22 protein-coding genes are annotated in these 25,291 nt (G+C 48.2%); 7 read left to right on the plus strand and 15 right to left on the minus strand.

The features are described from left to right. The first annotated feature begins 22 nt into the window (after positions 1–22). On the plus strand, positions 23–808 hold the full coding sequence (argB, locus tag IC229_RS01770; RefSeq protein WP_190885192.1) for an acetylglutamate kinase: 786 nt from the start codon (positions 23–25) through the stop codon (positions 806–808). A 26-nt stretch (positions 809–834) separates the two neighbouring features. On the opposite strand, the gene IC229_RS01775 is transcribed toward argB, so the two are convergent. Together IC229_RS01775 and IC229_RS01780 are read right to left on the minus strand one after the other, a co-directional pair. Further along, entirely contained in the window at positions 835–1,389 is a 555-nt protein-coding gene (locus tag IC229_RS01775; protein WP_190885193.1) for a C40 family peptidase, read from the minus strand. A gap of 302 nt (positions 1,390–1,691) precedes the next feature. Continuing rightward, positions 1,692–2,126 (minus strand): cytochrome B, encoded by a 435-nt coding sequence (locus IC229_RS01780; RefSeq protein WP_190885194.1) that lies wholly within the window; start codon positions 2,124–2,126, stop codon positions 1,692–1,694. 86 nt (positions 2,127–2,212) lie between these two features. On the opposite strand from IC229_RS01780, the gene IC229_RS01785 reads away from it, so the two are divergent. After that, positions 2,213–2,515 (plus strand): DUF4286 family protein, encoded by a 303-nt coding sequence (locus IC229_RS01785; protein ID WP_190885195.1) that lies wholly within the window; start codon positions 2,213–2,215, stop codon positions 2,513–2,515. A gap of 28 nt (positions 2,516–2,543) precedes the next feature. Here IC229_RS01785 and IC229_RS01790 read toward each other — a convergent pair whose 3' ends face one another. Beyond that, entirely contained in the window at positions 2,544–3,368 is an 825-nt protein-coding gene (locus tag IC229_RS01790) for an SGNH/GDSL hydrolase family protein (protein ID WP_190885196.1), read from the minus strand. Between the two features lie 63 nt (positions 3,369–3,431). Beyond that, the gene (locus IC229_RS01795; protein ID WP_190885197.1) at positions 3,432–5,801 is read right to left on the minus strand and encodes an efflux RND transporter permease subunit; all 2,370 of its coding nucleotides are present in this window, start codon (positions 5,799–5,801) and stop codon (positions 3,432–3,434) included. 323 nt (positions 5,802–6,124) lie between these two features. Between IC229_RS01795 and IC229_RS01800 the strand changes: the two genes are divergently transcribed. Both IC229_RS01800 and IC229_RS01805 read left to right on the plus strand, forming a co-directional pair. After that, positions 6,125–8,461: a glycosyltransferase family 4 protein gene (locus IC229_RS01800; RefSeq protein ID WP_223833817.1), complete on the plus strand. Its 2,337-nt coding sequence runs from the start codon at positions 6,125–6,127 to the stop codon at positions 8,459–8,461. 199 nt (positions 8,462–8,660) lie between these two features. Then, positions 8,661–10,175: a glycoside hydrolase family 130 protein gene (locus IC229_RS01805; protein ID WP_190885199.1), complete on the plus strand. Its 1,515-nt coding sequence runs from the start codon at positions 8,661–8,663 to the stop codon at positions 10,173–10,175. 44 nt (positions 10,176–10,219) lie between these two features. On the opposite strand, the gene IC229_RS01810 is transcribed toward IC229_RS01805, so the two are convergent. The 9 genes from IC229_RS01810 to fmt all read right to left on the minus strand — a co-directional run bounded on the left by IC229_RS01810 (position 10,220) and on the right by fmt (position 19,801). Further along, positions 10,220–11,473, minus strand: a complete 1,254-nt coding sequence (locus IC229_RS01810) for an MFS transporter (protein WP_190885329.1) — start codon at positions 11,471–11,473, stop codon at positions 10,220–10,222. A gap of 171 nt (positions 11,474–11,644) precedes the next feature. Further along, on the minus strand, positions 11,645–12,949 hold the full coding sequence (locus IC229_RS01815; RefSeq protein WP_190885200.1) for a Gfo/Idh/MocA family protein: 1,305 nt from the start codon (positions 12,947–12,949) through the stop codon (positions 11,645–11,647). 157 nt (positions 12,950–13,106) lie between these two features. After that, positions 13,107–13,877: a 3-ketoacyl-ACP reductase gene (locus tag IC229_RS01820; RefSeq protein ID WP_190885201.1), complete on the minus strand. Its 771-nt coding sequence runs from the start codon at positions 13,875–13,877 to the stop codon at positions 13,107–13,109. 27 nt (positions 13,878–13,904) lie between these two features. Continuing rightward, positions 13,905–14,234: a hypothetical protein gene (locus IC229_RS01825; RefSeq protein ID WP_190885202.1), complete on the minus strand. Its 330-nt coding sequence runs from the start codon at positions 14,232–14,234 to the stop codon at positions 13,905–13,907. Positions 14,235–14,272: 38 nt separating this feature from the next. Further along, positions 14,273–15,718 (minus strand): oxidoreductase, encoded by a 1,446-nt coding sequence (locus tag IC229_RS01830; protein WP_190885203.1) that lies wholly within the window; start codon positions 15,716–15,718, stop codon positions 14,273–14,275. Continuing rightward, the gene (locus IC229_RS01835; RefSeq protein WP_190885204.1) at positions 15,715–17,097 is read right to left on the minus strand and encodes a glycoside hydrolase family 88 protein; all 1,383 of its coding nucleotides are present in this window, start codon (positions 17,095–17,097) and stop codon (positions 15,715–15,717) included. Before IC229_RS01835 ends, IC229_RS01830 begins: the two co-directional genes overlap by 4 nt. Before the next feature lie 54 nt (positions 17,098–17,151). After that, positions 17,152–17,643, minus strand: coding sequence for a dihydrofolate reductase (locus IC229_RS01840; RefSeq protein ID WP_190885205.1), 492 nt, complete (start codon positions 17,641–17,643; stop codon positions 17,152–17,154). A gap of 123 nt (positions 17,644–17,766) precedes the next feature. Further along, a complete protein-coding gene (locus IC229_RS01845; protein WP_190885206.1) occupies positions 17,767–18,756 on the minus strand; it encodes a polysaccharide deacetylase family protein in 990 nt (329 codons plus the stop codon). Positions 18,757–18,877: 121 nt separating this feature from the next. Next, positions 18,878–19,801, minus strand: a complete 924-nt coding sequence (gene fmt, locus IC229_RS01850) for a methionyl-tRNA formyltransferase (protein ID WP_223833805.1) — start codon at positions 19,799–19,801, stop codon at positions 18,878–18,880. A 308-nt stretch (positions 19,802–20,109) separates the two neighbouring features. On the opposite strand from fmt, the gene greA reads away from it, so the two are divergent. Together greA and IC229_RS01860 are read left to right on the plus strand one after the other, a co-directional pair. Beyond that, positions 20,110–20,583: a transcription elongation factor GreA gene (greA, locus tag IC229_RS01855; RefSeq protein ID WP_190885207.1), complete on the plus strand. Its 474-nt coding sequence runs from the start codon at positions 20,110–20,112 to the stop codon at positions 20,581–20,583. An 82-nt stretch (positions 20,584–20,665) separates the two neighbouring features. Next, on the plus strand, positions 20,666–21,055 hold the full coding sequence (locus tag IC229_RS01860) for an HIT family protein (RefSeq protein ID WP_190885208.1): 390 nt from the start codon (positions 20,666–20,668) through the stop codon (positions 21,053–21,055). A 117-nt stretch (positions 21,056–21,172) separates the two neighbouring features. On the opposite strand, the gene IC229_RS01865 is transcribed toward IC229_RS01860, so the two are convergent. Together IC229_RS01865 and accC are read right to left on the minus strand one after the other, a co-directional pair. After that, entirely contained in the window at positions 21,173–22,186 is a 1,014-nt protein-coding gene (locus tag IC229_RS01865) for a bestrophin family protein (RefSeq protein ID WP_190885209.1), read from the minus strand. Positions 22,187–22,234: 48 nt separating this feature from the next. Then, the gene (gene accC, locus IC229_RS01870; protein WP_190885210.1) at positions 22,235–23,728 is read right to left on the minus strand and encodes an acetyl-CoA carboxylase biotin carboxylase subunit; all 1,494 of its coding nucleotides are present in this window, start codon (positions 23,726–23,728) and stop codon (positions 22,235–22,237) included. A gap of 217 nt (positions 23,729–23,945) precedes the next feature. Here accC and IC229_RS01875 point away from each other — a divergent pair, with 217 nt between their 5' ends. Next, entirely contained in the window at positions 23,946–25,250 is a 1,305-nt protein-coding gene (locus IC229_RS01875) for an aminotransferase class I/II-fold pyridoxal phosphate-dependent enzyme (protein ID WP_190885331.1), read from the plus strand. The last annotated feature ends 41 nt before the right edge of the window (positions 25,251–25,291 follow it).

The following is a 25,291-nucleotide window of genomic DNA, read 5'->3' on the forward strand; positions in this document are numbered from 1 at the left end:
TACTTCATATATTATTTAGAAAATGGCAGACGCCCTTACAGTTGTTAAAATAGGTGGTAACGTAATAGACGATGCTACGTCTCTGAAGCGATTTCTGACTGCTTTTGCCAGTCTGCGTGGCGCAAAGATTCTTATACATGGAGGTGGTAAAATTGCGACTCAGGTTGCCGAAAAATTAGGCATCCAGACAACTATGGTCGATGGGCGACGTATCACCGACCAACCCATGCTCGACGTAGTGACGATGGTGTACGGCGGTTTGGTCAATAAGCAGATTGTGGCAAAACTTCAGGCGCTGGATACGAACGCCATCGGTTTAACCGGAGCCGACGGTAGTACCGTACTGGCCAAAAAACGTCCGGTAAAAGAGATTGATTACGGGATGGTAGGTGATATTGAAGAGGTGGATTCGGGCCAGATTCAGTTTTTCCTGCGTCAGGATTTAACGCCTGTTTTTGCACCGATTACCTACAACAGCTCCGGTGATTTGCTGAATACCAATGCCGACACTATGGCCTCTGCCATTGCTGTTGACATGACCAAACATAACGACGTAACGCTGGTCTATTGCTTTGAGAAAAAAGGTGTCCTGAAAGATCACACCGACGATAACAGCGTCATCAATGAATTAACCCCTGCGCTCTATGCCGATTACAAAGCTGCTGGGGTTATCAATAAAGGAATGATCCCTAAACTGGATAATGCATTTAAAGCCCTGGACAATGGCGTATCAAAAGTGATCATCTGCCATGCTGACCAACTGACCGCTGCCGTTGGACAGGGGGCAGGAACAACCCTCAAAAAGTAAGCCAATGTTAGTGCACTAAATCGGCACTAATTCTCCGCTAGCATGTGAGCCACGCGCCGAACGCCCATGAACCGTCGTTTGTAGTAATCAGCGTGAAGGTAATCATAGCGGACACCGCCGTTCCAGGCCGAGTGGATGAATTTTATCTGATCGCCAATCACTTCTGTAATCAACCCGACGTGGCCAATATGGCTGCCTTTGGAACTATGGCCTTTAAACAGGATTAAGTCACCAGGTTGCGCTTGTTCCTGATTGATGGCTTCTCCGACATTGCCCTGCGCTGCACTGGAATGGGGTAACAATAAGCCAAAATGATTGAAACAGAAGCGGGTAAATCCTGAACAGTCGAAGCCGCGTGTGTTTGTACCGCCCGACCGGTAGCGGGTGTATAGGTGCTCTTTTGCGAAGCTAATGACCTCTTTTACAAGCGGAAGCTGCTCGTAAAAAGGAATTGGAGTTACGGTGGATACGTCAGCTTCAGTTACGGTGGGTACACTATTAAGAGCGGTGGGCACGGACTGTGCTTTAACAATGCCAAACGAGACAGTACAAAATACTGCCAGGAGCATTTTTTTCGTCATAGAATAAAGGTTAAGTACAGGCTAGGCGTTATAAAAGTAGATAATATTGACTGACGAGCCAATTTTTATGAGGAAATTTTTCTACACTTTTTTAACGAATAACCAGAAATGAATAAATAATTTATTGATTATCAGTAGACTATATTTATGGGGATTACATCAAATTTCTAGAGAAAAAACTATGCCAATTAAAAACATTTATTTCTGCAATTTATTAATCGGTAATATATTGTTACTGAAAAAGGCCATTCTGCAACTCAGTTGACGATGCAGAATGGCCTTTTACTTATTGAATTGTGATATTAAAACCAGCCTGCTCCTGGAATACGGAATGGCCAGGGAATAGACGCCAGAATCAGCAGAAGTCCGATTCCATAAAAAATACCAACCAGCCGATGCTTTACAATAGGCTGGCTAGCTCGTTTTGAGCGTGAATAGCCAATTGTAATCAGAATGATAGCTATCAGCATACCGGCAGTATGTTCGACGCTATAAAACCGATAAAGTTTGTCACTCATCAGGCTGAAATTCACTTTCGGGCTCATGAAGAGGAGCAGCAAACCTAACAACAGCTGTGTATGCACAGAAATTAATGTAAAGAGATATAATTTACGGTTACCATCGGTATAACCGCTTTGGCCTTGCCAGCGGCTAATAGCGGTTGCAGTAGCAGCCAGTAACAAAATAAGGGCTATCCAGCGAAGCCCCGAGTGGGCGTGTACTAGTCCAGAATACATAAGTCAATTGGTTATCAAACGAATTACTTCGGCAAATAAACAACCAAATGGCCAACTTCTATTACTGAATCGCGGTTAAACGGCATATGATTGTTTACAATACGACCTATAGCGTAGCAACAGAGGTGGCCGACGATTGGCTTCGGTGGATGAAACGCTTCTACGTTCCAGCAGTCCTTGCTACTGAACTTCCCCTGAGTCACCGAATCTTACGCCTTTTAACAGAAATTGACAACCAGGGAGTAACGTACTCAGTGCAACTCGATTTTGATACGTTGGGTGATTACACAACGTATCAGGAGCAGCACGCCGATGCGCTACGTCAACGTATTCAGCATCGTTTTGGGGGTCAGTACGTTTCGTTTGATACGTTGCTGGAAGAGCAGTAAACGTTATTATGCTACGTTGCCGAAGAAATCAATATTTCTTCATCACCTTCACCAGCTGTTTGGTAATGAGTTCGTAACCTTTATCGGAAGGATGTAGGCCATCATACGTTCGGTCGATGGCTTCGACAGGATAGGGATACTCGTCGGTTTCGGGCGAGAAAGGAACATCGATGAATTTTGGATAGCGATAGTTTGTGTATTCACCGGTTTTTGGGTCTTTCAAACGCTTGAATTTAACCAGTTTTTTGTGCGCTAACCCCTTCGTATGGTAGAGGTCAATTACCGGTAATTTCTCGTAGTTGCCAATGGAATCGATGGCGTTGGCGAATGCTTCAAGCAACTGGCCGTTTTTATCCTTATAAGAGCCATACGCGTTGTTTTTGAAATTGGCCAGATATACAAAATCCACCCGCTGCATGGGTGTGATAAACACAATAGGCGCTTCTGGATTTAAGCTGCGGAGTTTGTTGACAATCGTACGAAATGCCCCGTAAACTGTACCATTTCCTGAGTTTTGTTTGTAATCCTCAAAACGACCCAGCGGACGGCCCGACCACCAATCATTGGTACCTAGAAAAATTGAATACACATCGGCTTTTACCAGTCCCAATTTGTCAATTTCCTGCGCAATTCGAATGGCGGTCCAGCCATTATGTCCCTGATTTGTGTAGTGGATATACGGTAATTTTTCCGTCACACGGGTCATGTAACCTTTGGTAATTCGGTTGCCGGTTTCGTTGAGGTGTTCGTTCAGATACGTAATGGAATCACCAATGGCTATCCAACTCAACTCTTTGTGACTGAACGAACTGAGTAAGCAAACCAGAAGGGAAAATACGGCCAGTTTTTTCATCGCTTGATTGGTACTACGTTACAGCAGCACGGTTCTCAAGAAAAGCAAAAGAACGTAGCATTCTCACATTACTGTGGGCGACTTTTGGGCTTTTTGCCGTTTTTTATCGACTGTGAGCAGAAAAGCGGGTAGCAGAATCAGGTTCGACGCCATGCCCATCAGCAACGTAATGGAGACAAGAATTCCCAGCGCCACCGTCCCCTGGAACGTAGAAGCCGTGAAAATGGCAAAGCCCGCAAACAGAATGATAGCCGTATAGAACATGCTAATGCCCGTGTGTCGGATAGTCTCAGAGACAGCCTGTACCAGACTAAGTTTCTGATTTCGAAGTTCGTCGCGGTATTTCGTGATGAAGTAAATGGTGCCATCCGACGAAATGCCGAACGCAATACTGAAAATTAGAATCGTCGATGGTTTCAGATGGATGCCGCAGAATCCCATGATACCCGCTGTCACAATAAGTGGAACTACACTCGGCAGAATCGCTATCAGGCTCAGCCGTAGGTCACGTAGCAGAAAAACCAGGATAACCGATACCAGCAAAACCGCCCATACAGTGCTTTCTGCCAGGTTTTTTAGCAGATAATCGTTGCCCCGCGTAAAAACGACGCTATTGCCGGTGATACTTACATCATATTGCTCGTTAGGCGCAACACGCTGGCCTGTGCTACGGTCGACGTTGAAAATAGAATCGGCTTTGGGCTGCAGTTCGCTTAGGAGCTGTTTGGTACGTACCGTGCCGACGTCGGGCATCTGAAAACTGATACGTGTGTAGCGCCGGCTACTGTCCAGATAGGCTTTGAAGCGATTTTCGGAGCCTTTTAGTTGGGGAACGTAGCTGGCTAGCTGACTCAGTTCGAGGGCTCCTGGTAAGGCAAAGTATTTAGGATCGCCACCACGGTAGGACTGATAGAAAAACTTGACCGCTTCCACCAGCGAGAGAGGTCGGGTGAACTCGCCGTATTTGCTGAACTCACGCTCCAGCAGTTTAATTTTCGTGAGGGTTTGCGGAGTCAATACACGGCCGGGTCGTTTAGTATCAATACTCACCTCAAACGGCATGACGCCCTTGAATCGGCTTTCGATGAATTTCAGGTCGGTATAAATCGGGTCGTTTTTTGGGAGATCATCAACGACAAAACCAATCGGATTGATACGTAACGCCCCCACAATCGCGACGGACGTAACGATGGCGATGAACGTATAAATGGCCGCGCGTCGGTGGTGCACCAACTGGTTCACCCAAGTCAAAAAACCGCTGATATGACGTCGGTCGAGGTGGCCTCGCTGGCGGCTCGAAGGCTCCGGTAAATAGCTGAAAATGATAGGAATCAGGACCAGCGATACTACGTAGGTAGTCATGATGCCACAGGCCGCAACCAATCCAAATTCCAGCAGCAGCGGACTCCCGGTGAAGTAAAAAACAAAAAATCCGATGCTGGTCGTTACGTTGGCGAAAAACGTCGTTTCGCCTACTTTCTCGGTGGCGATACGTAGCGCGTCGTCTTTGCCCCGTTTTCGGTTCAGTTCTTCGTGATAGCGATTAAGCAGGAAAATGGCGTTTGGAACGCCGATAACGATAATCAGTGGCGGAATCAAGCCCGTCAGCAACGTAATGTCGTACCCAAATAGCTTGATATAGCCCGTTGCCCAGATAACCCCAATCCCTACTACTGCTAAAGCTGTGAGTACTACTGTCAGCGAACGGAAAAAATAAAACAGAATAAGCGCCGTAACCAGAAACGCCAGTCCCATAAAGAGGGTCATTTCTTTACTGACTTTCGCCGAAAATTCAGTTCGGATATACGGCATCCCCGACATATGCACCGTGTTGTCCAGTAGCTTGTGTTGTCGTCCAAAAGAATCCGCTACGGCTTCTACTTTGCGCACAACCGCAATTCGATTTTTGGTATTTACAAGCTTCGACTCGAACGTAATGGCCATCAGGTGCGTGCGCCCGGTGCTATCGGTAACCAGCCCCCGATAAAACGGCAATTGACCGATACGTTCGTGCAAGCTATCCACGCCAGCTTGGGTTGTGAGCGGTCGTGGTACCAGCGGGCGAATGCGAAACGTATGGGCCGAATCATCGCGGAGGATGCTGTACAAATTGGCATTCGACACTACGTCTTTTATGCCCTCAATACGTTTGATTTTCTGGCTCAGCGCGTACCAGTCATTGAAAAAGTTGAGCTGATACATGCTATCGGTTTCGATTCCCAAAACCATTACGTTGCCATCCTGACCAAACTGGGATTTAAACGTTTCGTACCGCTGAAAGTCGGGGTCGGAGGGGGGGAGAATTTTTGCGATTTCGTAGGAGAGCCGAACCTGGCTGGCCTGATATCCCATGAAGGCCGTACCGAGCAACACGATGATTACCAATGTAATCCGATGCTTAAAAATAAACGACGAAACGCGTTGCCAAATCATGTTTTACTAACGCAAAGTAAAGTCGCAAGGTACGTAAAACGGCGCTGTTTAGGAAAATTAAGAACTCTGGCAGACTATTTGAACCGCTATTCTGGCAATTTTAAATGAAATTTAACGCCAATATGAATGATGGTTCGGGTCAACATGTATACTGATAAAAAGGATAAGTTGGACAATTAATAGATAATGTCCAATTCCTTAATTTTTGGTTGTAAACATCTTGCTTAGGTCAAACAAAATACCATTCCAGTTGATTATACTAATTACGATATATACAGTTAACCCGTAATACAAGTATGAACACATATAGCTTTGGAACCGGAATGGCCACCAATCAAAATAATGTGCACCCAGGTTCGGATGTGTCGCTTGAGTACAATCCAAAGAACGTAGCGTTCATTGGCGATTACCTTCCTCGTCAGTGCGGCATTGCTACGTTCACATCTGACCTTTATAAATCCTACGATTCATTTATCCCGGACGCGAATGCTCTAGTGGTGTCGGTCAATGATGCGACCGAAGGCTATGATTACCCCAGCGAGGTACGTTACGATTTCTATCAGCACGATCAGGAGGCTTATAAAAAAGCCGCCGAATTTCTGAATGCAAAATCCGTCGACGTAGTGTGTCTGCAACATGAGTACGGCATCTTCGGCGGACCTGCCGGAAGTTACATTCTGACGTTGCTTCGGAACCTGACCATGCCGATTGTCACTACGTTCCATACCATTCTGAAAACGCCTGATAAAGACCAACTGGTTGTGCTGAAAACCATTGCCGATTTATCGTCGCGGGTGATTTGCATGTCGGAGAAAGGGCGCGATTTCCTGATTAATATTTACGAAATTCCTGAAGAGAAAATTGATCTGATTGCGCACGGTATTCCCGATATGCCTTTCGTAGATCCGCATTTCTACAAAGATAAATTTGGTATGGAGGGCAAACAGACACTCCTGACGTTTGGTCTGTTATCGCCCAACAAAGGCATTGAGAACGTAATAAAAGCCCTGCCCCGCATTGTGGAGCAGCATCCGAACGTAGTATATATGGTGCTGGGAGCTACGCACCCGCATCTCATCAAACACGAAGGAGAAGCTTATCGCGACAGTTTAAAAAAGCTGGCCAACGACCTTGGCGTTCGGGAAAATATCCGTTTCTACAATCAGTTTGTTGAGCTGGACGATTTGCGGGAGTATCTCGGTTCGGCCGACATTTATATAACGCCTTACCTGAATCCGGCGCAGATAACCTCTGGTACGTTGTCGTATGCGTTCGGTTGCGGGAAAGCGGTTGTTTCAACGCCTTATTGGCATGCTGAAGAACTGTTGGCCGATGGCCGGGGCGTGTTGGTACCCTTTGGCGATTCCGATGCCATTGCTACCGAAATATCCCGGCTACTGACTGATGAGCCGGTTCGCCATGCTATGCGGAAAAAAGGTTACCTGATGGGCCGCGAGATGATTTGGGAGCATGTTATCAAGATGTATGGCCGGTCGTTTGCACGGGCTCGGCAGGAGCGTATGAGCATTGTCGGTAGTCAGGCGCCTTACACGATGGGTGCCCACAGCAGTTCCGTATACAAACTGCCCACCATTCGGCTCGATCACCTGTTCCGGCTGACGGATTCAACGGGAATTGTGCAGCACGCTCGCCACCACTTACCTTTTTACGAAGAAGGCTATTGCACCGACGACAACGCTCGCGCCCTGATTCTGGCACTTACGTTGCAGAGCATTGGTATAACTGACTCACGACTGGCGCAGGTTGCTGATACGTACTGCGCATTCCTGAATCATGCGTACGCCGATGACCACCGCCGATTCAAAAACTTTATGAGTTACGACCGGCGCTGGCTGGAAGAGTTTGGCTCTGATGATAGTACAGGCCGGGCTATCTGGTCGCTGGGTTGCTGCATTGGTCGGGCTTTGGATTTAAACTCGATCAGTTGGGCAATGAACCTGTTCGAAAAAGTATTGCCCAGTATTAGCGAAATGTCATCACCCCGGTCGTGGGCCTTTGCACTATTGGGTATCTACGAATACCAGAAACGTTTCAACGACGACCGGCTGGCCAAAACGATTCAGCGACGGTTGTTGGATAAATTAGTTTTCCGCTACACTGAAACGGCTACGGAAGAATGGCCCTGGTTCGAGAACACGCTCTCATACGATAACGCGTTACTGGCGCACGTTATGATCCGATCTGGCGAAGAGCGGCTTGTGGCGATGGGTCTGAAATCGCTACGTTGGCTGGTTGACCTTCAGACGGCGCAGCAAGGACATTTTCAGCCAATTGGTTCGAATGGCTTTTACACGAAAGGCCAGCCACGCGCTTATTTCGACCAGCAGCCCCTTGAAGCACAAAGTACACTCTCGGCCTGTCTGGCAGCTTTTGAGGTGACGGGCGAGGAAGAATGGCACCGCACAGCCATTCGAATTTTCACCTGGTTTACCGGCCTTAATGATTTAGGTTTGCCGCTCTATGATCAGCAAACCGGCGGCTGCCGCGATGGGCTGCACATCGACCGGGTTAATCAGAATCAGGGTGCTGAATCGACGCTATCGTATCTGCTGGCTTTGTCTGAACTTTACTACGTTCAGAAACAACGTGCTACGTTAAAGTCCGCAACTGCTACGTCATCTACGCTTGTAAACGCTTAACGGTGTTAATTAGCTGAGACGTTGGTTGCCTGATGTGCCGAACATTATGGGTTGAGTGCAGGATTTTATAATTTTTACATACGTAGTAACCTCCTTTCGAGTCAGGACGCCGAAACAAATTGTCGTTATTTATTAGCGACTATCTTGGTTTCGGCGTCTTTGTCGTTCTACTTTGTATTCAGAAACATTGAGTTTGCAAATGAGTATAAAAGCCACACGTACCGGAATCGTGCTTCAACCGGACCCTACTCGTGTCCTGTTTCGTGCGTTTGAATTAGGAAGTACTACACGCACCCTGAAAATCATTGCGCGTGTGGGTAGCATGACCGACGAAGAAGTCGATAATAAGTTAGATGAAGTAGTTCGGGAATTTGGGGGGCGGCATTATAAGCATGAACGATTTCTGCTCCAGCGTTTCGAACAGATAAAGCCTCATTTACTCACCGACGAGCCGCTTACTGAAGACCGTAAGTTGCTGCTGGGGGCTTATTTCACGATGGAATATTCGCTGGAGTCGGCGGCTTTATTTAATCCGTCGATGATCTGGCATCCTGACCAGACGAACCTGCCACCGGGTTATAAGCGGTTCATTTTGAGTTTACGGGCAACAGGTGAGGGGCATGTATCGTCCATCTCGTTCCGAACGGGGTATATCGATGAATCCGGAAAAATCATTGTCCGTAAGCCGTCACGCTACGTTACCTCTCCAGAAATTGTGCCTAACCACCGCTTCAACCGCGCGTTATTCGAGCGTAAACTCTATGAACTGCGGCTGGAGAATAGTATCCAGGAAAAAATGATGGCGGGTCTGGGCGATGAATTTAGTCTGGCCGAACTCGAAGCTCAGGTTAAACGGGTATTAGCGCAGTATCGCTATAATGCTGAATACGAGACCATTTCAGGTGGTTTGTTGGCCCTTGCCAAATCGAACTACGAGATTCATTTCGAAGAAGACCAGAGTCTGGACGAACGCTGCATTTTTCCGACTTCGCCCAACGAAACAAACGGTATTGAAGATGCTCGCTTTGTAGCATTTACAGATGATAACGGGGAAGTAACGTATTACGCTACGTATACGGCCTACAACGGGCGCGTTACGTTCCCGCAACTGCTCGAAACCAAAGATTTCTCCAATTTCAGCGTCAGTACGCTCAACGGAGCCGAGGTTTCGAACAAAGGCATGGCCTTGTTTCCGCGTAAGATTAACGGCAAATACGCTATGATTTCGCGGCAGGACGGCGAGAATATTTACCTGATGTATTCCGACGATCTGTACTTCTGGCAAACGAAGGAAATGCTCCTGAAGCCAACGTATCACTGGGAGTACGTTCAGCTTGGCAACTGCGGGTCGCCGATTGAAACAGAAGCTGGCTGGCTGGTACTGAGCCACGGCGTAGGGCCCATGCGAAAATACGCAATTGGGGCATTCCTGCTCGATTTGGCTGATCCCAGCAAAGTTATTGGGCGTACCGTCGAGCCAATTTTAAGCCCCGACGAAAACGAGCGCGAAGGCTACGTACCGAACGTAGTGTATAGTTGCGGAGGTCTTATCAACAATGGCGAACTGATCATTCCCTACGCCATGGCCGACTACGCCAGCAGCTTTGCAACCGTGAATGTGAAAGAATTACTGGCTGAACTAACTGGACAAAAAGAATTAGAAGCCGCGCAGCTTCGTCAGTTGGAGCAATCTATTGAAAGTAATCCTAATTGAGTCATACGTAACGCGGACAAAAGCTGGAGTACCAGATGGCCGCGTTACGCTTCCTCTATGTAGTCAAGGTCTTTTTTGAAGGTTTCGTCCAGACGAGTAAGGGCTGCCATAGCTAGTAGTAACGTTACCAAACCGACTGCCAGCGCACTATAAATCGTGCCCAGCGATGGTTTCAGAAGGACAAAAAGCGAACTCAACGGGATAGTGGCACCACGTACGAAGTTGGGTACGGTGGTTGCTACGGTAGCACGGAGATTGGTACCAAATAGCTCGGCTGCTATAGTGACGAACAGCGTCCAGTAGCCATTGGCAAACCCCAGGCAGACGCAAACGGCGTAGAAAACGGTAAGGTCGTTTATAGGAACGAGCAGGTAAACCAGCATAAACACAAACGAAAGCAGCATGAACAAGCGAATGACCCGCTTGCGGCTCTGCATCGACTGGCTCATGAAACCACTGACGATATCACCCAGTACCTGCCCCGAAAAACTGAGCATAACTGCCTTGCCCGCTACAACTGGAGCATTCAGCCCCAATGCTTTACCTAACTCAGGCGAAAACGTAATCAGAATGCCGACCACAAACCAGATGGGTAAACCGACCAGAATACATTGAACGTAGCGCCTTAACCGGTTGCGATTGGTAAAAAGCATCGCGAGACTTCCGCGCGCTATAACTCGTTGCTTGGTTTTCACGTATAGTCCCGATTCCATGACGTTGATACGTAGGATAAGCAACAAAAGTCCCATGCCACCACCAATGAAATACGAAATGCGCCAATCGAAGAGATCGGCCATGAAATAAGCCAGAATAGCTCCAATGACGCCCATCGTAGCGACCAACGTAGTACCGTACCCGCGAATTTCTTTCGGTAAAGTCTCGGTGACTAACGTAATACCTGCGCCTAATTCGCCCGCCAGTCCGACGCCCGCAATGAACCGGAGAATGACGTATTGATTCAGCGACGTAACAAAACCATTGGCAATATTGGCCAGCGAATACAGTAGAATAGAGCCAAACAGGACAGAAAGTCGCCCACGCCGATCGCCCAGAATACCCCAGAAAATGCCGCCAACCAGCATACCCGCCATCTGACTGTTCAGCAGCAGAATACCTTCGCTCAATAAGCGGTCGCCGTCGACGCCGAGAGCTTTCAGGCTGGGTACACGTACCACGCTGAACAGAAACAAATCGTACATATCGACCAGATAGCCGAGGGCAGCTACCAGCACTGGAATTTGTAAAAGATGGCCGATAACAGACTTGTTCGTCGGTTCAAGATTGGTGATTGGTTTCATCAGGTTGGTTAAGGTTTCGAGCGAGTATTGCGAATAGTTTTTTGTCATGCTGAGTCGGCCCGCCGAAGCGGCACGAAGCGTCTTAACGTTTCCTAACTAGCTTGTCCAAGATCTTTAAGATGCTTCGTGCCGCTTCGGCGGTCCGACTCAGCATGACAAAATAGGCTCAAATTACACTTTTTCAGGTACAAGGAATGGAGCGCGGTATTTCCGCGTCAACATCTGGTTCGCTTCTTTATCGCCAACAAACACTTCGTTTTTGGGGTCGAAATGGAGTGTGCGTCCTAATCGGTAAGCAATGTTGCCCAGATGCGCAATCCCTGATGCCAGATGCGCCGTTTCAACAGGGCCGTTCTGCTTCGATTTATCGCGCGACCGTACGCAGTCGATAAAATTGGCATAGTGGTCGCCCCCTTCGTTGCGGGCTGGGCCCGGTGTTCGTTCTTTGCCCAGGAAGGTTTTGTAATCCGAGTAGCCATTGATTACCATATAGCCCTTGTCGCCGTAGAACAGATTGCCAATTTCAACCCCATCTTCCTTGTTGGTCATCCACGGACGTACCTCAAACTGAATGACTTTGCCTTCTTTGGGGTACTTATAAACAGACGAAAGTGTTTCAGGCGTTTCCTTGCAGTCTTTCCACAGGAATTTCCCTCCGGCCGACGTAATTTCTTCGGGCAGTCCCACATCTAAGCCCCACATACACAGATCAGTTTCGTGGATGCCCTGGTTGCCAATGTCGCCGTTACCGTAGTCCCAGAACCAGTGCCAGTTGTAGTGAACGTAGTTTTTGCTGAACTCTTTTTCCTGCGCTGGCCCCTGCCACATGTTCCAGTTAAGCTCTGCTGGAACGGGCGATTTGCCCTGATTGCCAATATCTGGCCGCCATTTATAAACTAATCCCCGCGCCATATAGACGTTTCCAATGAGGCCATCGCGCAGGTGTTTTATGGCTTCCTGAATGGCAACAGAGCTACGTAGCTGCACTCCATGCTGAACAATCCGGTTGTAGCGATGCGCGGCTTCGACCAGTTTCCGACCTTCGTACAGGTTATGTGCACCCGGTTTTTCGACGTATACATCCTTACCCGCCTGACACGCCCAGATAGCCGCCAGCGCATGCCAGTGGTTCGGCGTCGCAATGCTTACGGCGTCGATGTTTTTATCTTCGTACACCTGCCGCAAATCGGCCATAGTCTGGACTTTGCGGTTGTATTTCTTCTCAAATTCAGCAGCACGCTGCTGCAAAACGTTGCTGTCGACGTCGCAGAGGGTTACCACTTCCACGTCTTTCAATCGCGAAAAACCTTGAATATGGTCTTTCCCGCGACCGTTTACGCCAATAACAGCCACCCGTACACGGTCGTTGGCGCCGAAAGCGTGGGCTGGAATAATAGTGGGTAAGCTCATCACAGCCAGCGAACCTACGGCTGCGGATTTAATAAACTCTCGTCGAGACTCGGTTTGGCTACTCATGCTAGTTTAATGAATAATGGTTAATGAATATTGAGTAATGTAGAATGGAGTGGTTTTGAACCTGCATTTTGCGTTATCCATTGAACATTATTCATTATCCTGTAAAGGGAAGGAAGAAGGAAAACTAATCGGGAAGGCACAACTGATTATCAAAATCTTATAAACGTGGAACAGTCAACCCGCCATCGACCATAATCACTTGACCGGTGGAATAGGGGAAGTCGCCCTGCGCCAGGGATGCCACCGCTCGTCCAACATCGTCGGGCTGGCCCCAACGTTTCTGCACGGTGAGGCCATTGGCGATCAACGTATCATATTTCGACGTAACGCCTGCCGTCATATCGGTTTGAATGATTCCCGGCCGAACTTCATACACAGGAATGTTAAACTCACCAAGTCGGGCCGCAAACAGTTGTGTCGCCATACTCAGCCCCGCTTTCGCCACACAATATTCTCCGCGATTGACCGACGCCACCGTAGCCGAAACCGACGATACGTTGATAATGCAGCCGGTGAACGTAGCGTCGTTACGTTGCTGTTCGATCATCCAGTTTGCAGCGGCCTGCGTTAGGAAATACGCGCCCTGGAGATTGGTTGACAGGACGTAGTGAAAACTTTCTTCGGTAGCTTCCAGGATATCGCGTCGTTCTTTGGGTGCTACGCCCGCGTTATTCACCAATACGTTCAACCGCCCAAAATGTGCTTTTATTTTCGCCATCATATTGGCTCGATCTTCAGCCGAAGCGATGTCTCCGGAGCAGTAAATGACTTCGGGCCCCAGTAAACGCAGACCATCAAGTGCTTCCGTTACGGCGGATTCGGGGCGGACGCCGTTTATGGCTAAATCGAAGCCATCTTTCGCCAGATGTTGGGCAATACCATACCCAATGCCCCGACTACCACCGGTTATAAATGCGACTCGTTTCATAATGGTTTGGACAATAGCAACACGAGTTTATTTTGAGAATATATTTTTGTCCCAACCCCGAAAGTCATAGTACTTGCTTTTGGGCTCTCCCGTCAAGCCATTAATACCTTTCTTTTTCGGCAAATAGTAACCATGAACGTATAAGAGCGGTATGATGAACGTACTCAGTGCAGTCATGGCTGTAGTCCGGCCAAAGACCATTGAAATTCCGCAGATCAGGAGCAGAATGAAAAGATATTTACCTATCCGTCTGATTTTTGGCGTTTGCTCTTCAAAATGTCCCATTGTCATATTCCCTACAGCGAATATGATACTGACAATACCTACCTCAAACCACAATGATTCTGTTGTCCACATGGCTTTCCTGTAATGTCGGATTTTCACAAACTACACGCTTACACGCTTTCTTTGTAGGCTTTAAGTTGCTCGGCTTCCGGGCTCTTTTTGTACAGCGGATCCAGTGGGTAACAGCCAGAAATCAGGCCGTTACGTGGGGCCGTTGTGCAGTCAGAAAATGTACGGCAGATCAGGTTTCTGACCATCGCTTTCCCGGCAGCCATATCGGCGGGCATGGTTGGGTAGGATAATACCATCCGACCAAAACCGATACTGTCGGCCATATTGTTACGTAGTGCGTATTGTGCTACGTTGGGCAGCCACTCCTGCAAATACGAATAGCCCGAGCCGATAATGACCAGTTCCGGAAAAGCCTGTTTCAACTCATTCGTTATGTCGAGATGACGTTTTACACCAATAAGCGGGTCTTCAGGTGGCAGATAGCCGTCGGAGGGCGGAAACAATGCCGGTCGTGTCAGGTGAGGATTGTAATATGGGCTGCCCGCCGTGATGCATATGATCTGTATACCAAGTGATTCTGCCAGCGAAAGAAATGCTTTTGTCTCCCTAAGATCGAAACTCAGCCCATTCGGTTGGCCGCCGAACGCAAATGGATATTGGTCGGCTTCTTCAGGAACACCCGTACTACTCGGCCCTTTTTTGAACGGAAGCATATCGACCGCACTCAGACGAATGCCCATTTCCAGCCCCGGTGCCGCCTGGCGAATTCCCGCCACGATGTTGCGTAGATAACGAGTTCGGTTTTCAAACGAACCACCATAACGGCCCTCCCGACTGAATGCGCTCAGAAATTCATGCCCTAGATAGCCGTGGCAGTGTTTTACATCCACAAAATCAAAACCCGCCTTTTGCGCCAGCACAGCCGCATCGACGTAGTGTTGAATAATTTGATCAATGTCTTCGTCCGTAAGTGTAGGATAATCAGCCGGCATTCCGAATTTGCCGTTCAAAATTGGGTGGCTGTACAGAATTTTCGACTCGAATTTTTTATGGCTGTTTGGTTTACAGAATCGTCCCGAATGCGTCAGTTGAAGACCAATCACTAAACCATCTGTATTGCCGAATGCCTGCGTATGTTCGTCCAGAATCAGTTGCCGCAATGCAACAAAATCCTCGAACGTATCAGTATTCAACACTAACTGATTTGGATTAGCTTTTCCTGAGTGGCAAACCGCTACAGCCTCACAACCAAACAGCAGTTTAGCCCCACTCACTGCGAATTTCTTCCAACGATTCCGCGTAAAGTTTGTCGGTCGTCCGTCGGTAGTACCATCCCAGCCTTCCATCGGCAAAATGCAAAGGCTATTCCCAATAGTCTTCCCCGATTTTAACTGAATGGGTTTATTGAACGGGCTTTCGTCCGGGGACAGCAACGTATCGTCGAAAGGCAAGTCGATATGGTTCGTTGTCAGATAATTCCGCAGATCGGTCGCCGTTTTCATCTGCGCCATGCGCGGAAACTGGGGTTTATATTTCTCGCTCATTTAGACAAACAGTTGAAAAAGGTGTAGTACGGTTCGTTACGGATGATACGTTGCACATAGAGCACTACTTCGCGGATGTGATAATCGCCCCACATACTCGATTCGCCGTTGGCAATTTTGCTGCCCGGTGGTACGTAGTCCCAACCGTTGGGTTGATGGTAAATCGAATGCAGGAGTAAGCCCTGGTGCGTCGGCGACGTACTGAGGTAAGGCTCGCCCAGCAATGTATCAAGTGCGGTTAACCCCGCCTGAACGTAACGTTTCCCCGACGTAGCGTCGCCTTTCTCCGCTACGTATTTACCCAGGCGTAGCAAGCCCTGCACGCCAATAGCTGCGGCCGTACTGTCTACGGGTTCGAAATCATTGTAGGGTTCCGCTGGCCGGTTCAGGTAATCTCCCAATTTGTGCAGATTCGGAGCGCCTGTGTCCCAATATGGAACGCCGTCGGTGGGGGTGTTTTCAATAAAGAAATCACACGTAGCAGTGGCTGCTTTCAGCATATAAGCCTCAATTGTGCTACGTCCACCGAAAGTATCCAGTTCGGTGTCGGGGCACGTAGCAAGCCATTCAAGTTGTTCCGCGAAACCGCACATCGCCCAGGCCAGACCCCGAGTCCACGTAGTAAAACCCGAATAACCCTGCTGCGAGTTGGGGCACCGGAAATTACCATCCTTTACATTGAAGACGCTTTCATGAGCGGTACGTCCCCAAACGTCATACGAATCGCGGCCTTCGCCGTAAAACACAGAATAATCGGCAGTAGCCTTGATGTGTTGCAGCGCCCGTTCCAGCAAACTGATTTTTACATCGCCTTCGCCCTGAAATACGTGCCCCAGCGCATGACTCAGCACCAGCGCCCGGCACGAACGTATCGTATCGACAAAGAGCGAGTGAGGACCGTTGAACGAGCTTATAAATCCACCGTTTTTTATTGGTGTCCAGCGGCTGGCTTGCACTGCACCGGAAATTTTGAGCGCCAGTTCGTAAAAATTGGCTTCCCAATTATTCGTCGGAATTCGGCCTTCGCGCATGAGACGTAGCAGATTGCCGTACGTACTGACGTTGTTGAAGCCGTGGTCATGTACGCCGATGTGGCTCACATGCGGAGCCATGACACGTAGCGTTTGCTCACGACCCATTTCCAGAAAACGCGTGTCGTTGGTAGCGTCGAACTGCAAAATAGCCGAGCCAAACTGAAAGCCTTGCGTCCACTCGGTCCAGCCGCGCGTGCTGTATTTTCCAGCCACCGTAAACACCGGCGACCCTTTCGTTACGTCGTATTCCTGTTCAATGAGGTCGATTTTCTGACCAGAGAGTTCCCAGAAACGGGCAAGTTTGTTGGAGAGATCGGTGGGTTGAATCGAATGGTTAATCTGCATACAAGAAAGGTAGCTATTGGGCAACAAAGCCAAAAACCGCCTAAACCTTACTCACTACCGACGTTCATACGTTACGAAATCGAAAGCAACGGCGTGTCGCTCGTCGGCGGGGTGGGCGATACGTTCCACTTCCTGCCACTCGCTTTTGTCGAATTTCGGGAAATAGGCATCTCCCTCGTAAGCTTGATTAATTTCAGTCAGATACAACGTAGTTGCGATAGGCATTGCCATCGCATAAATCTCAGCGCCACCAATTACAAAAATTTCGTTTTTGTTAATTTCCGATGCTACGTTCACCGCATCGTCAAGCGTATGCACAATCGTTACGTTCTCGGCCTTAAAATCCTGATTCCGTGTCAGGACGATATTCGTACGATTCTTCAACGGCTTTCCCAGCGATTCCAGCGATTTACGCCCCATAATGATGGGATGGTGACTGGTTTTTCGCTTGAAAAACGCAAAATCATCGGGCAAATGCCACGGCAATTCGTTATTACGTCCGATGACGCCGTTCTCGGCCACCGCCGAAATGAGACTAATTTTCATAATGAGTGATTGAGTGAACGAGCGTTTTTGTCATGCTCAGGCACGAAGCATCTTAAAGATTCCAAACACACAAATAAGGATACTTTAAGATGCTTCGTGCCTGAGCATGACAAAAACGCTCGTTCACAATTTTTTACGTCTTTCCATTAACTCACGCCAGGTGGTGATGATGATGCCTTCTTTATCAATGTATGCTTTGAGGGCTGGGTCCATCATGCCGAGCATGTCGCCTTTGCGGCTTTGGCCCGTTCCGCTAATCAGGCTGAAGGTGGGCGTTGGGTCCGTGCAGTGCATGATGATGTACGTTAAACCGGGTTTCACTGAGTTTAACAGTTCGATGTATTTCTCGGTTTTGAATTTCTGTAACGCTTCGTCACTGGCTCCGGCGGGTAGATTATGGTTTGTAATACTCCCATCGAGGTCGTCCAGAACCGGTAAACCTGCGTCCCAAAGTTGCTTGCCGACCTGTTTTATTATCTCCTGCATGTTGGCTGCAAGCTTATTGGTTTTGGTAATTAACGTAGCATGTCCACCCGGAAACAAAATTGGGACTTTTTCTTCCATCGCTACCTTAACGTAGCGGGGCAGAAACTTCGGCTCGAACAACGTACCCATGTGCGAATCCATGTGTGTGGGCTGGAGTCCAAACGCCCGATATTGAGCTAGTTGCGCTCTGACTTCAGCTTCCACCTCATCCGCCGACGCATGTTCCACTACCTGCGCAACGGCAGGCCAGAAATTGCCCTGTTCGTCATGTAAACCGGGTGCTTTTTCTTTGCCAACAAGTGGATGCCAACGGTAATTTTTCCACTCAGACGTCAGTGTCAGATGGACGCCCACATCCAGATTGGGCTTCTTCTTGAGGTAATCGAAGAAATGAGGAACCCAGCCGCAGGGCATCATGACGCTTGCCGAACTGGCTATGCCTTTATCGAACGCGTTAATGGTACCCATATTCGATTCATAGCTCATGCCCGCGTCATCGACATGAAAAATGACCACTTTTTTTCCTTTTGGAAAGCCTAATTTCTCAGCGTAGGTCTGGGTGTCCTGAGCGAACGTAGTGAAGTGCGTAATGAGGATAAATGATACGTAGGTGAATAGTTGTTTCATAGCTCTGAACCGGGATTTAGCTGATTTAGGGATTTACTGAATTTTGTTTTCCGCTTCGAAGAAGCGCATCAATCTAATGAAAACAAAATTCAGTAAATCCCTAAATCAGCTAAATCCCGGTTCAGAGCTTATTCCCGCGCAAAAACTCTTCGGCGGTCATTCGTCGTTTGCCTTCTGCTTGCAGAGAATCGAGCTGGAGCCAGCCATCGGCAGCACGTATCAGAATTTTCGTTTTGTTGTCGGAATACGCTTCACCCGGTTCGGCGGCAAAAGGCGATTCGTTGGCCAACGTAGCACTAAATACTTTATACGTTTTTCCATTTATCAGCGTCCATGCGCTCGGATAGGGAGACAATCCACGTACGAAATTTCGGATGGAAATGGCCGGCTGATTCCAGTTGATTTCGGTGGTTTCGCGACTCAGTTTGGGAGCTGGACGCAGGTTGTCGGCGTTTGGCTGGACGCTACGTGGGTACGTTCCCGACTCGATAGCCTGCACCGTTTTCAAGACAAGATTCGCGCCACGTTCCATCAGTCGGTCGTGAAGTAGCCCCGCTGTGTCATCAGGATAAACGGGTTCGGAATCCTGAAAAATCATCTGACCCGTATCGATTTCTTTTTCAATAAAGAACGTAGTGACGCCCGTTTCGGTCTCGCCATTAATGATCGTCCAGTTGATCGGGGCCGCACCCCGGTAGTTGGGCAGCAGCGATGCGTGCAGGTTGAACGTACCAATCGTAGGCATCGACCACACAACTTCGGGTAACATGCGGAACGCAACAACTACCTGGATGTCAGCCTGATAATTGGCTAATTGTTCCAAAAAGGCCGGGTCGCGCAGTTTTTCTGGCTGGAGTACCGGTAAGTTAGCGGCTTCGGCGGCTTTTTTAACTGATGATGTGGTGAGTTGCAGTCCCCTCCCCGACGGACGGTCGGGAGCTGTTACTACAGCCACTACGTTGCAACCTGCACTCAGTAAGCGTTGTAGGCTGGGTACGGCAAAATCGGGGGTACCCATGAAGATAATGCGAAGCGGTTGCGGCATGAAGCAATTAATTAGATTTTAGCGCGTAGACTATTTACGTATTGAAATAGCCGGGAAGTCTTTCTATTTTTGTCGGACGGATACGCTTAGGTTTACGTATCTTGTCCAAAAAGACTGGCCAACCGAAGGCTCTGCCTATGCGACGAGACATTGATTATATTCCTAAACACCTCGCTTCGAGTATTCGACGGCGACACTGACGCGACTGCAAAGAAAACCAATTTGGTTGCAGAACGGTCGGTGTACCGTTTTTTTGTTTTTAAGAGCCATCCCAAATATTGAGAATCACAGAGTAAGTTAACGTAGTTATGGGAAAAATTTCATATTATACCGAAGAGGGTCTTACGCGGCTGAAAGCTGAATTGAATGACCTGAAAACAAAAGGCCGGGCCGAAATTGCCCGTCAGATTGCTGAAGCCCGTGATAAAGGTGACCTCAGCGAAAATGCCGAATATGACGCGGCCAAAGATGCTCAGGGTTTACACGAGCTGAAAATATCGAAACTTGAAGAAGTTGTTGCCAATGCCCGTATTCTGGACGAATCGACTATTGATACGTCGCAGATATCGGTGTTGTCGAAGGTAAAGATCAAGAATAAGAAAAACGGTGCTGAAATGAACTATACGCTTGTTTCGGAAGAAGAAGCCGATCTGAAAACCGGCCGTATTTCGGTTAGTTCGCCTATTGGAAAAGGGCTTTTAGGCAAAAAAGTTGGCGATACGGCCGAAATCAAAGTACCCGCTGGTGTGCTGGAATTTGAAGTAGTTGACATTTCGCGGTAAACTAGTTAATGGATAATGAATAATGCTGGGCCAGTAGTCCATTTTACATTATTCATTATCCATTTTACATTATTCATTAGCTATGCCATCCATTTTCACACGTATCGTAGCCGGAGAGATCCCGGCGCATAAAATTGCCGAAACTGACGATTACCTGGCCTTTCTGGACGTGATGCCGACAGCAATGGGGCATACGCTCGTAATCCCCAAAAAAGAAATCGACTACCTGTTCGCGCTTGACGATGAGTTGTATATGGGCCTGATGGCGTTTGCCAAGAAAATTGCCACAGTTATTGAGAAGGCGATTCCCTGCAAACGTATCGGCGTGGCAGTCATTGGATTAGAAGTACCACACGCGCATGTCCACCTGATTCCGCTTAACTCTATGGGTGATATGAATTTCAGTCATAAACTGAAACCTACTCAGGAAGAACTGGCGGCCACTGCCGAGAAAATTCGGAGCTTTTTGTAGGTTTTATCTGTCATTGAAGCCATTTTTTGTCATTCTGACGCAGGAAGAATTTCAAAGTTGACTAATTTGAGAGTTATGATACAGTATGATTCTTCCTGCGTCAGAATGACAAAAATGCTACATCAAAATATTATTGACGGGTTGCAGGGCGGATGGAATTTCCGGTTGATCGAGCATTTCGCGTAGGTCGATTTCGATACCACGACTCATAGACGTAATTGGTACGTCGTTGGGCCCACCTTCGAATGGATTTTCGGTACTTTCACCTACGCGCTCCATCGAGTTGAAAACCCACGATACCAATACGCTGAATGGAATAGTAAGCCACACAAAATGCCCACCTAGTTTGGCAAATTCCTGCAACAGTCCAAACGGAACTAGCATCACGAACAGGCGTATAAAAAACAGGTTGATGCTGGCAAACTGGCGGGGGTAGGGGAAGTTTTTGATACGTTCGCATTTGCCTTGCTGGTCGTACAAATCTTTCAGCATTTGGGCCATTTCCACATGTCGAAGATCGGTTAGTAGCCCTTCATCGACTAACTCCCCTAGTTGTTTCGATTGCAGGCTGATCAGATGAACAGCGCGATTTTTCTTGCTCAATACGTATTCAGACTCTTGAACCCAGAGAAGCGGCTTTAGTTCTTCCGCCAGACTGCTCTCTTTTTCCGGGATTTTATAAAATCGCTGGTATTCTTCATTGTAAATCTGATGCGTATTTTCCCAGGTACGTTCTTCCCGCAACTGGAAACGTAGCGCCGTAAGCCAGGCAATATGACGTAGTATGAGCTGCTGGTGTATCGATTGAAGATCTTGAGGAGAAGTCGATCCATTGGTGTTTCTGACAAAATCTTTAACCATAATACCCCACGTCCGGCTGAGGTTTACAATGCCGCCGTAAATCTGACGAGCTTCCCACAGGCGGCCATACGTAGCATTATTTTTAAAACCTACGATAAACGCGGCTGCTGTACCAATCATCGCAATCGGCACCCACGGAATAGCCAGCCATTTCCAGCCGAGAACCTGATAAAGAACGGTAGGGATTGCGGCTAGTCCAATGAGCCAGTAAATATCGCGTCGTGTCCAGACAATGAACTCCGATAAACTATATTTTCTTCCTGCGTGCATACGTAGTGAAGGTTACTTGAAACGATAGTGTAATACGTTCATTTACAATCAGGCAAGTCGGTTTGCTTTCCACCGACTCGACGTAGTGGTTTTGCCCGCTACACCCACCGCCTTCGGTTTTGTCGTTTCAATCAGATAAGCCGCCACCACAGCCGCCAGCTCACTTTCGTCGGCATCAGTTTCCGGAATAAGTTTGTCCGGAGTAAAATACGTAGCGACAAATCCCGTATCGAACTGGCCGGAGCGAAAAGCTTCGTGCTCCATTACGTAGCGGCAAAACGGCAGCGTGGTCTGGACACCCGAAATCTGGTATTCGTCGATGGCACGTATCATTTTCTGAATCGCTTCCTCCCGACTGTCGCCATACGTAATAAGTTTGGCAATCATGGGATCATAATAAATCGGGATGGCCATGCCCTGCTCAAATCCGTCATCGACCCGAACCCCGTTACCCTGTGGGCGTACATACGTATCGAGCGTGCCTACGTCGGGCAGGAAATTGTTGGCTGGGTCTTCAGCATAGACACGAATTTCAACGGCGTGCCCTTTTATCTGTAAATCTTCCTGCTTGATAGTGAGCGGTTTACCTTCGGCTATGTAAATCATCTGCTTCACCAGATCGACACCTGTAATCTGCTCCGTAACCGGGTGCTCGACCTGAAGTCGCGTGTTCATTTCCAGGAAATAAAAATCGAGCTTGTCGTTGACAATAAATTCTACAGTTCCGGCACCGAAATAGCCACAGGCTCGTGCTACGTCGACGGCGGCCCGTCCCATCGCTTCCCGGATTTCGGGCGTCAGAATTGCCGAAGGCGCTTCCTCCACCACTTTCTGATGCCGTCGCTGAATCGAGCATTCACGCTCAAAAAGGTGAATAATATTGCCGTGCTGATCGCCCAAAACCTGAATTTCTACGTGTCGGGGCGACGTTACGTATTTCTCGATAAACACCGACCCATCGCCAAAGGCCGACTGGGCTTCGCTGACAGCTCGGTCCATCTGTTCATCGAAATCGGCTTCCCGCTCCACGATACGCATTCCTTTACCACCGCCACCGGCACTGGCTTTTATCAAGATCGGATACCCAATTTGGGCGGAAATAGCTTTGGCTTCAGTCCGGTCGGTGATGGCAGCGGGCGTACCAGGAACCATCGGAATGTTATAATTGGCCACGGCCGCTTTAGCCGCTAACTTGCTGCCCATAATCTCAATGCTTTCGGGCGATGGTCCGACGAAAATCAATCCGGCATCGCGTACCTGCTGGGCGAAATTGGCATTTTCAGATAAAAAACCGTAGCCAGGGTGAATAGCATCGACCTGAAGTTTTCGGCATACATCGATGATCACGTCGGCTTTTAGGTAGGACTCAGACGAAGGGGCCGGACCTACGCAAACGGCTTCGTCGGCGTAGCGAACGTGCAGAGCATGGCGATCAGCTTCCGAATAAATAGCAACGGTACGTATGCCCATCTCGCGGGCGGTACGCATGATACGTAAGGCAATTTCGCCCCGGTTGGCTACGAGAAGTTTTTTTATAATCATTGATAGTCGTTAGTCAATAGTCGTTAGTCAAGAGTTGCCAAGAATAGTAACACCTAATAGCTCTTGACTAACGACTATTGACCATTTTTGACCAATAATACAAAATGATTATCGAATTGAATTTTTAGAGTAGCCTTTGTCCTACCAAAAGATAACCGTATTTTTGCACTTACCTTATAAAAAAACAAGGCTTTTGCCTGATAAACACCAGTATAAAGTGGATTTATTTGAGAAACTACGTAACAACTTAGGACCTATCGGTTCGCCAGCGCGTGAATTCAACGGACATCATTATTTCGCGTTCCCAAAACTAGAAGGGGAACTTGGTCCGCGTATGCGTTTCCGGGGGAAAGAAGTGCTGAACTGGAGTCTGAATAATTACCTCGGTTTGGGTAACCACCCCGAAATCCGAAAGGTAGACGCCGAAGCTGCTGAACAATGGGGTCTTGCCTATCCGATGGGCGCCCGCATGATGTCGGGAAATAGCGACCTGCATGAGCAGTTTGAAAAGGAACTGGCCGAGTTTGTAGGTAAGGAAGACGCGTTTCTGCTAAACTATGGTTATCAGGGCGTTATGTCGGCTATTGAAGCTGTAGTCGACCACCGAGATGTTATCGTGTACGACGCTGAATGTCACGCTTGTTTGATCGACGGTATCCGCCTGCACAAAGCGAAGATGGGCGAATACTACAAATTCAACCATAACGATATTCCCAGTCTGGAGAAAAATCTACAACGGGCCACCAAAGTAGCCGCCGAAAAAGGTGGTAGTATTCTGGTGATCACAGAAGGGGTATTTGGCATGTCAGGTAAAGTAGGTAGCCTCGACCAGATCGTTGCGCTGAAAGAAAAATATGATTTCCGATTGTTGGTTGATGACGCGCACGGCTTTGGTACGATGGGTGCTACGGGCGCTGGCGTAGGCGAAATGCTTGGTTGCCAGGACGGAATCGATTTGTATTTCTCGACTTTCGCTAAGTCGATGGCGGCTATCGGTGCGTTCATTGCCGCCGACCACGACATTATCATGTATCTCAAGTACAACATGCGTTCGCAGACTTACGCGAAAGCGCTACCGATGCCTTACGTAGTGGGCGGTCTGAAGCGGCTCGATATGATTCGTAACTCGTCGGCTTTCCGCGATAAATTGTGGGAAAATGTTCGGGCACTGCAAAGTGGTTTGCGGGAACGTGGCTTTGATATTGGCGATACGCAGTCGCCGGTAACACCAGTTTTCCTGCATAATCTGGATGGCGGTGTGGCCGAAGTTGCTACGTTGACCAAAGACTTACGGGAAAATATGGGCGTGTTCTGTTCGATTGTGGTGTACCCGGTTGTACCCAAAGGAACCATCATGCTACGTATCATCCCAACGGCTGCGCATACCCTTGATGATGTGGAATATACGCTCAACGCATTCTCTTTAGTGGGCGAAAGATTAGAAAAAGGTTACTATAAGCAAAATATAGCCTTTGCAGCCCCAAAAACGCTGGAAGTGTCTGCTGAAGCCTCCACAGAATAGACTTTTTACAGAAAATTTGCATTTTTCGACTATTTTTTTGG

The organism is Spirosoma profusum, from assembly GCF_014699005.1.
In the GTDB taxonomy this organism is placed as follows: domain Bacteria; phylum Bacteroidota; class Bacteroidia; order Cytophagales; family Spirosomataceae; genus Spirosoma; species Spirosoma profusum.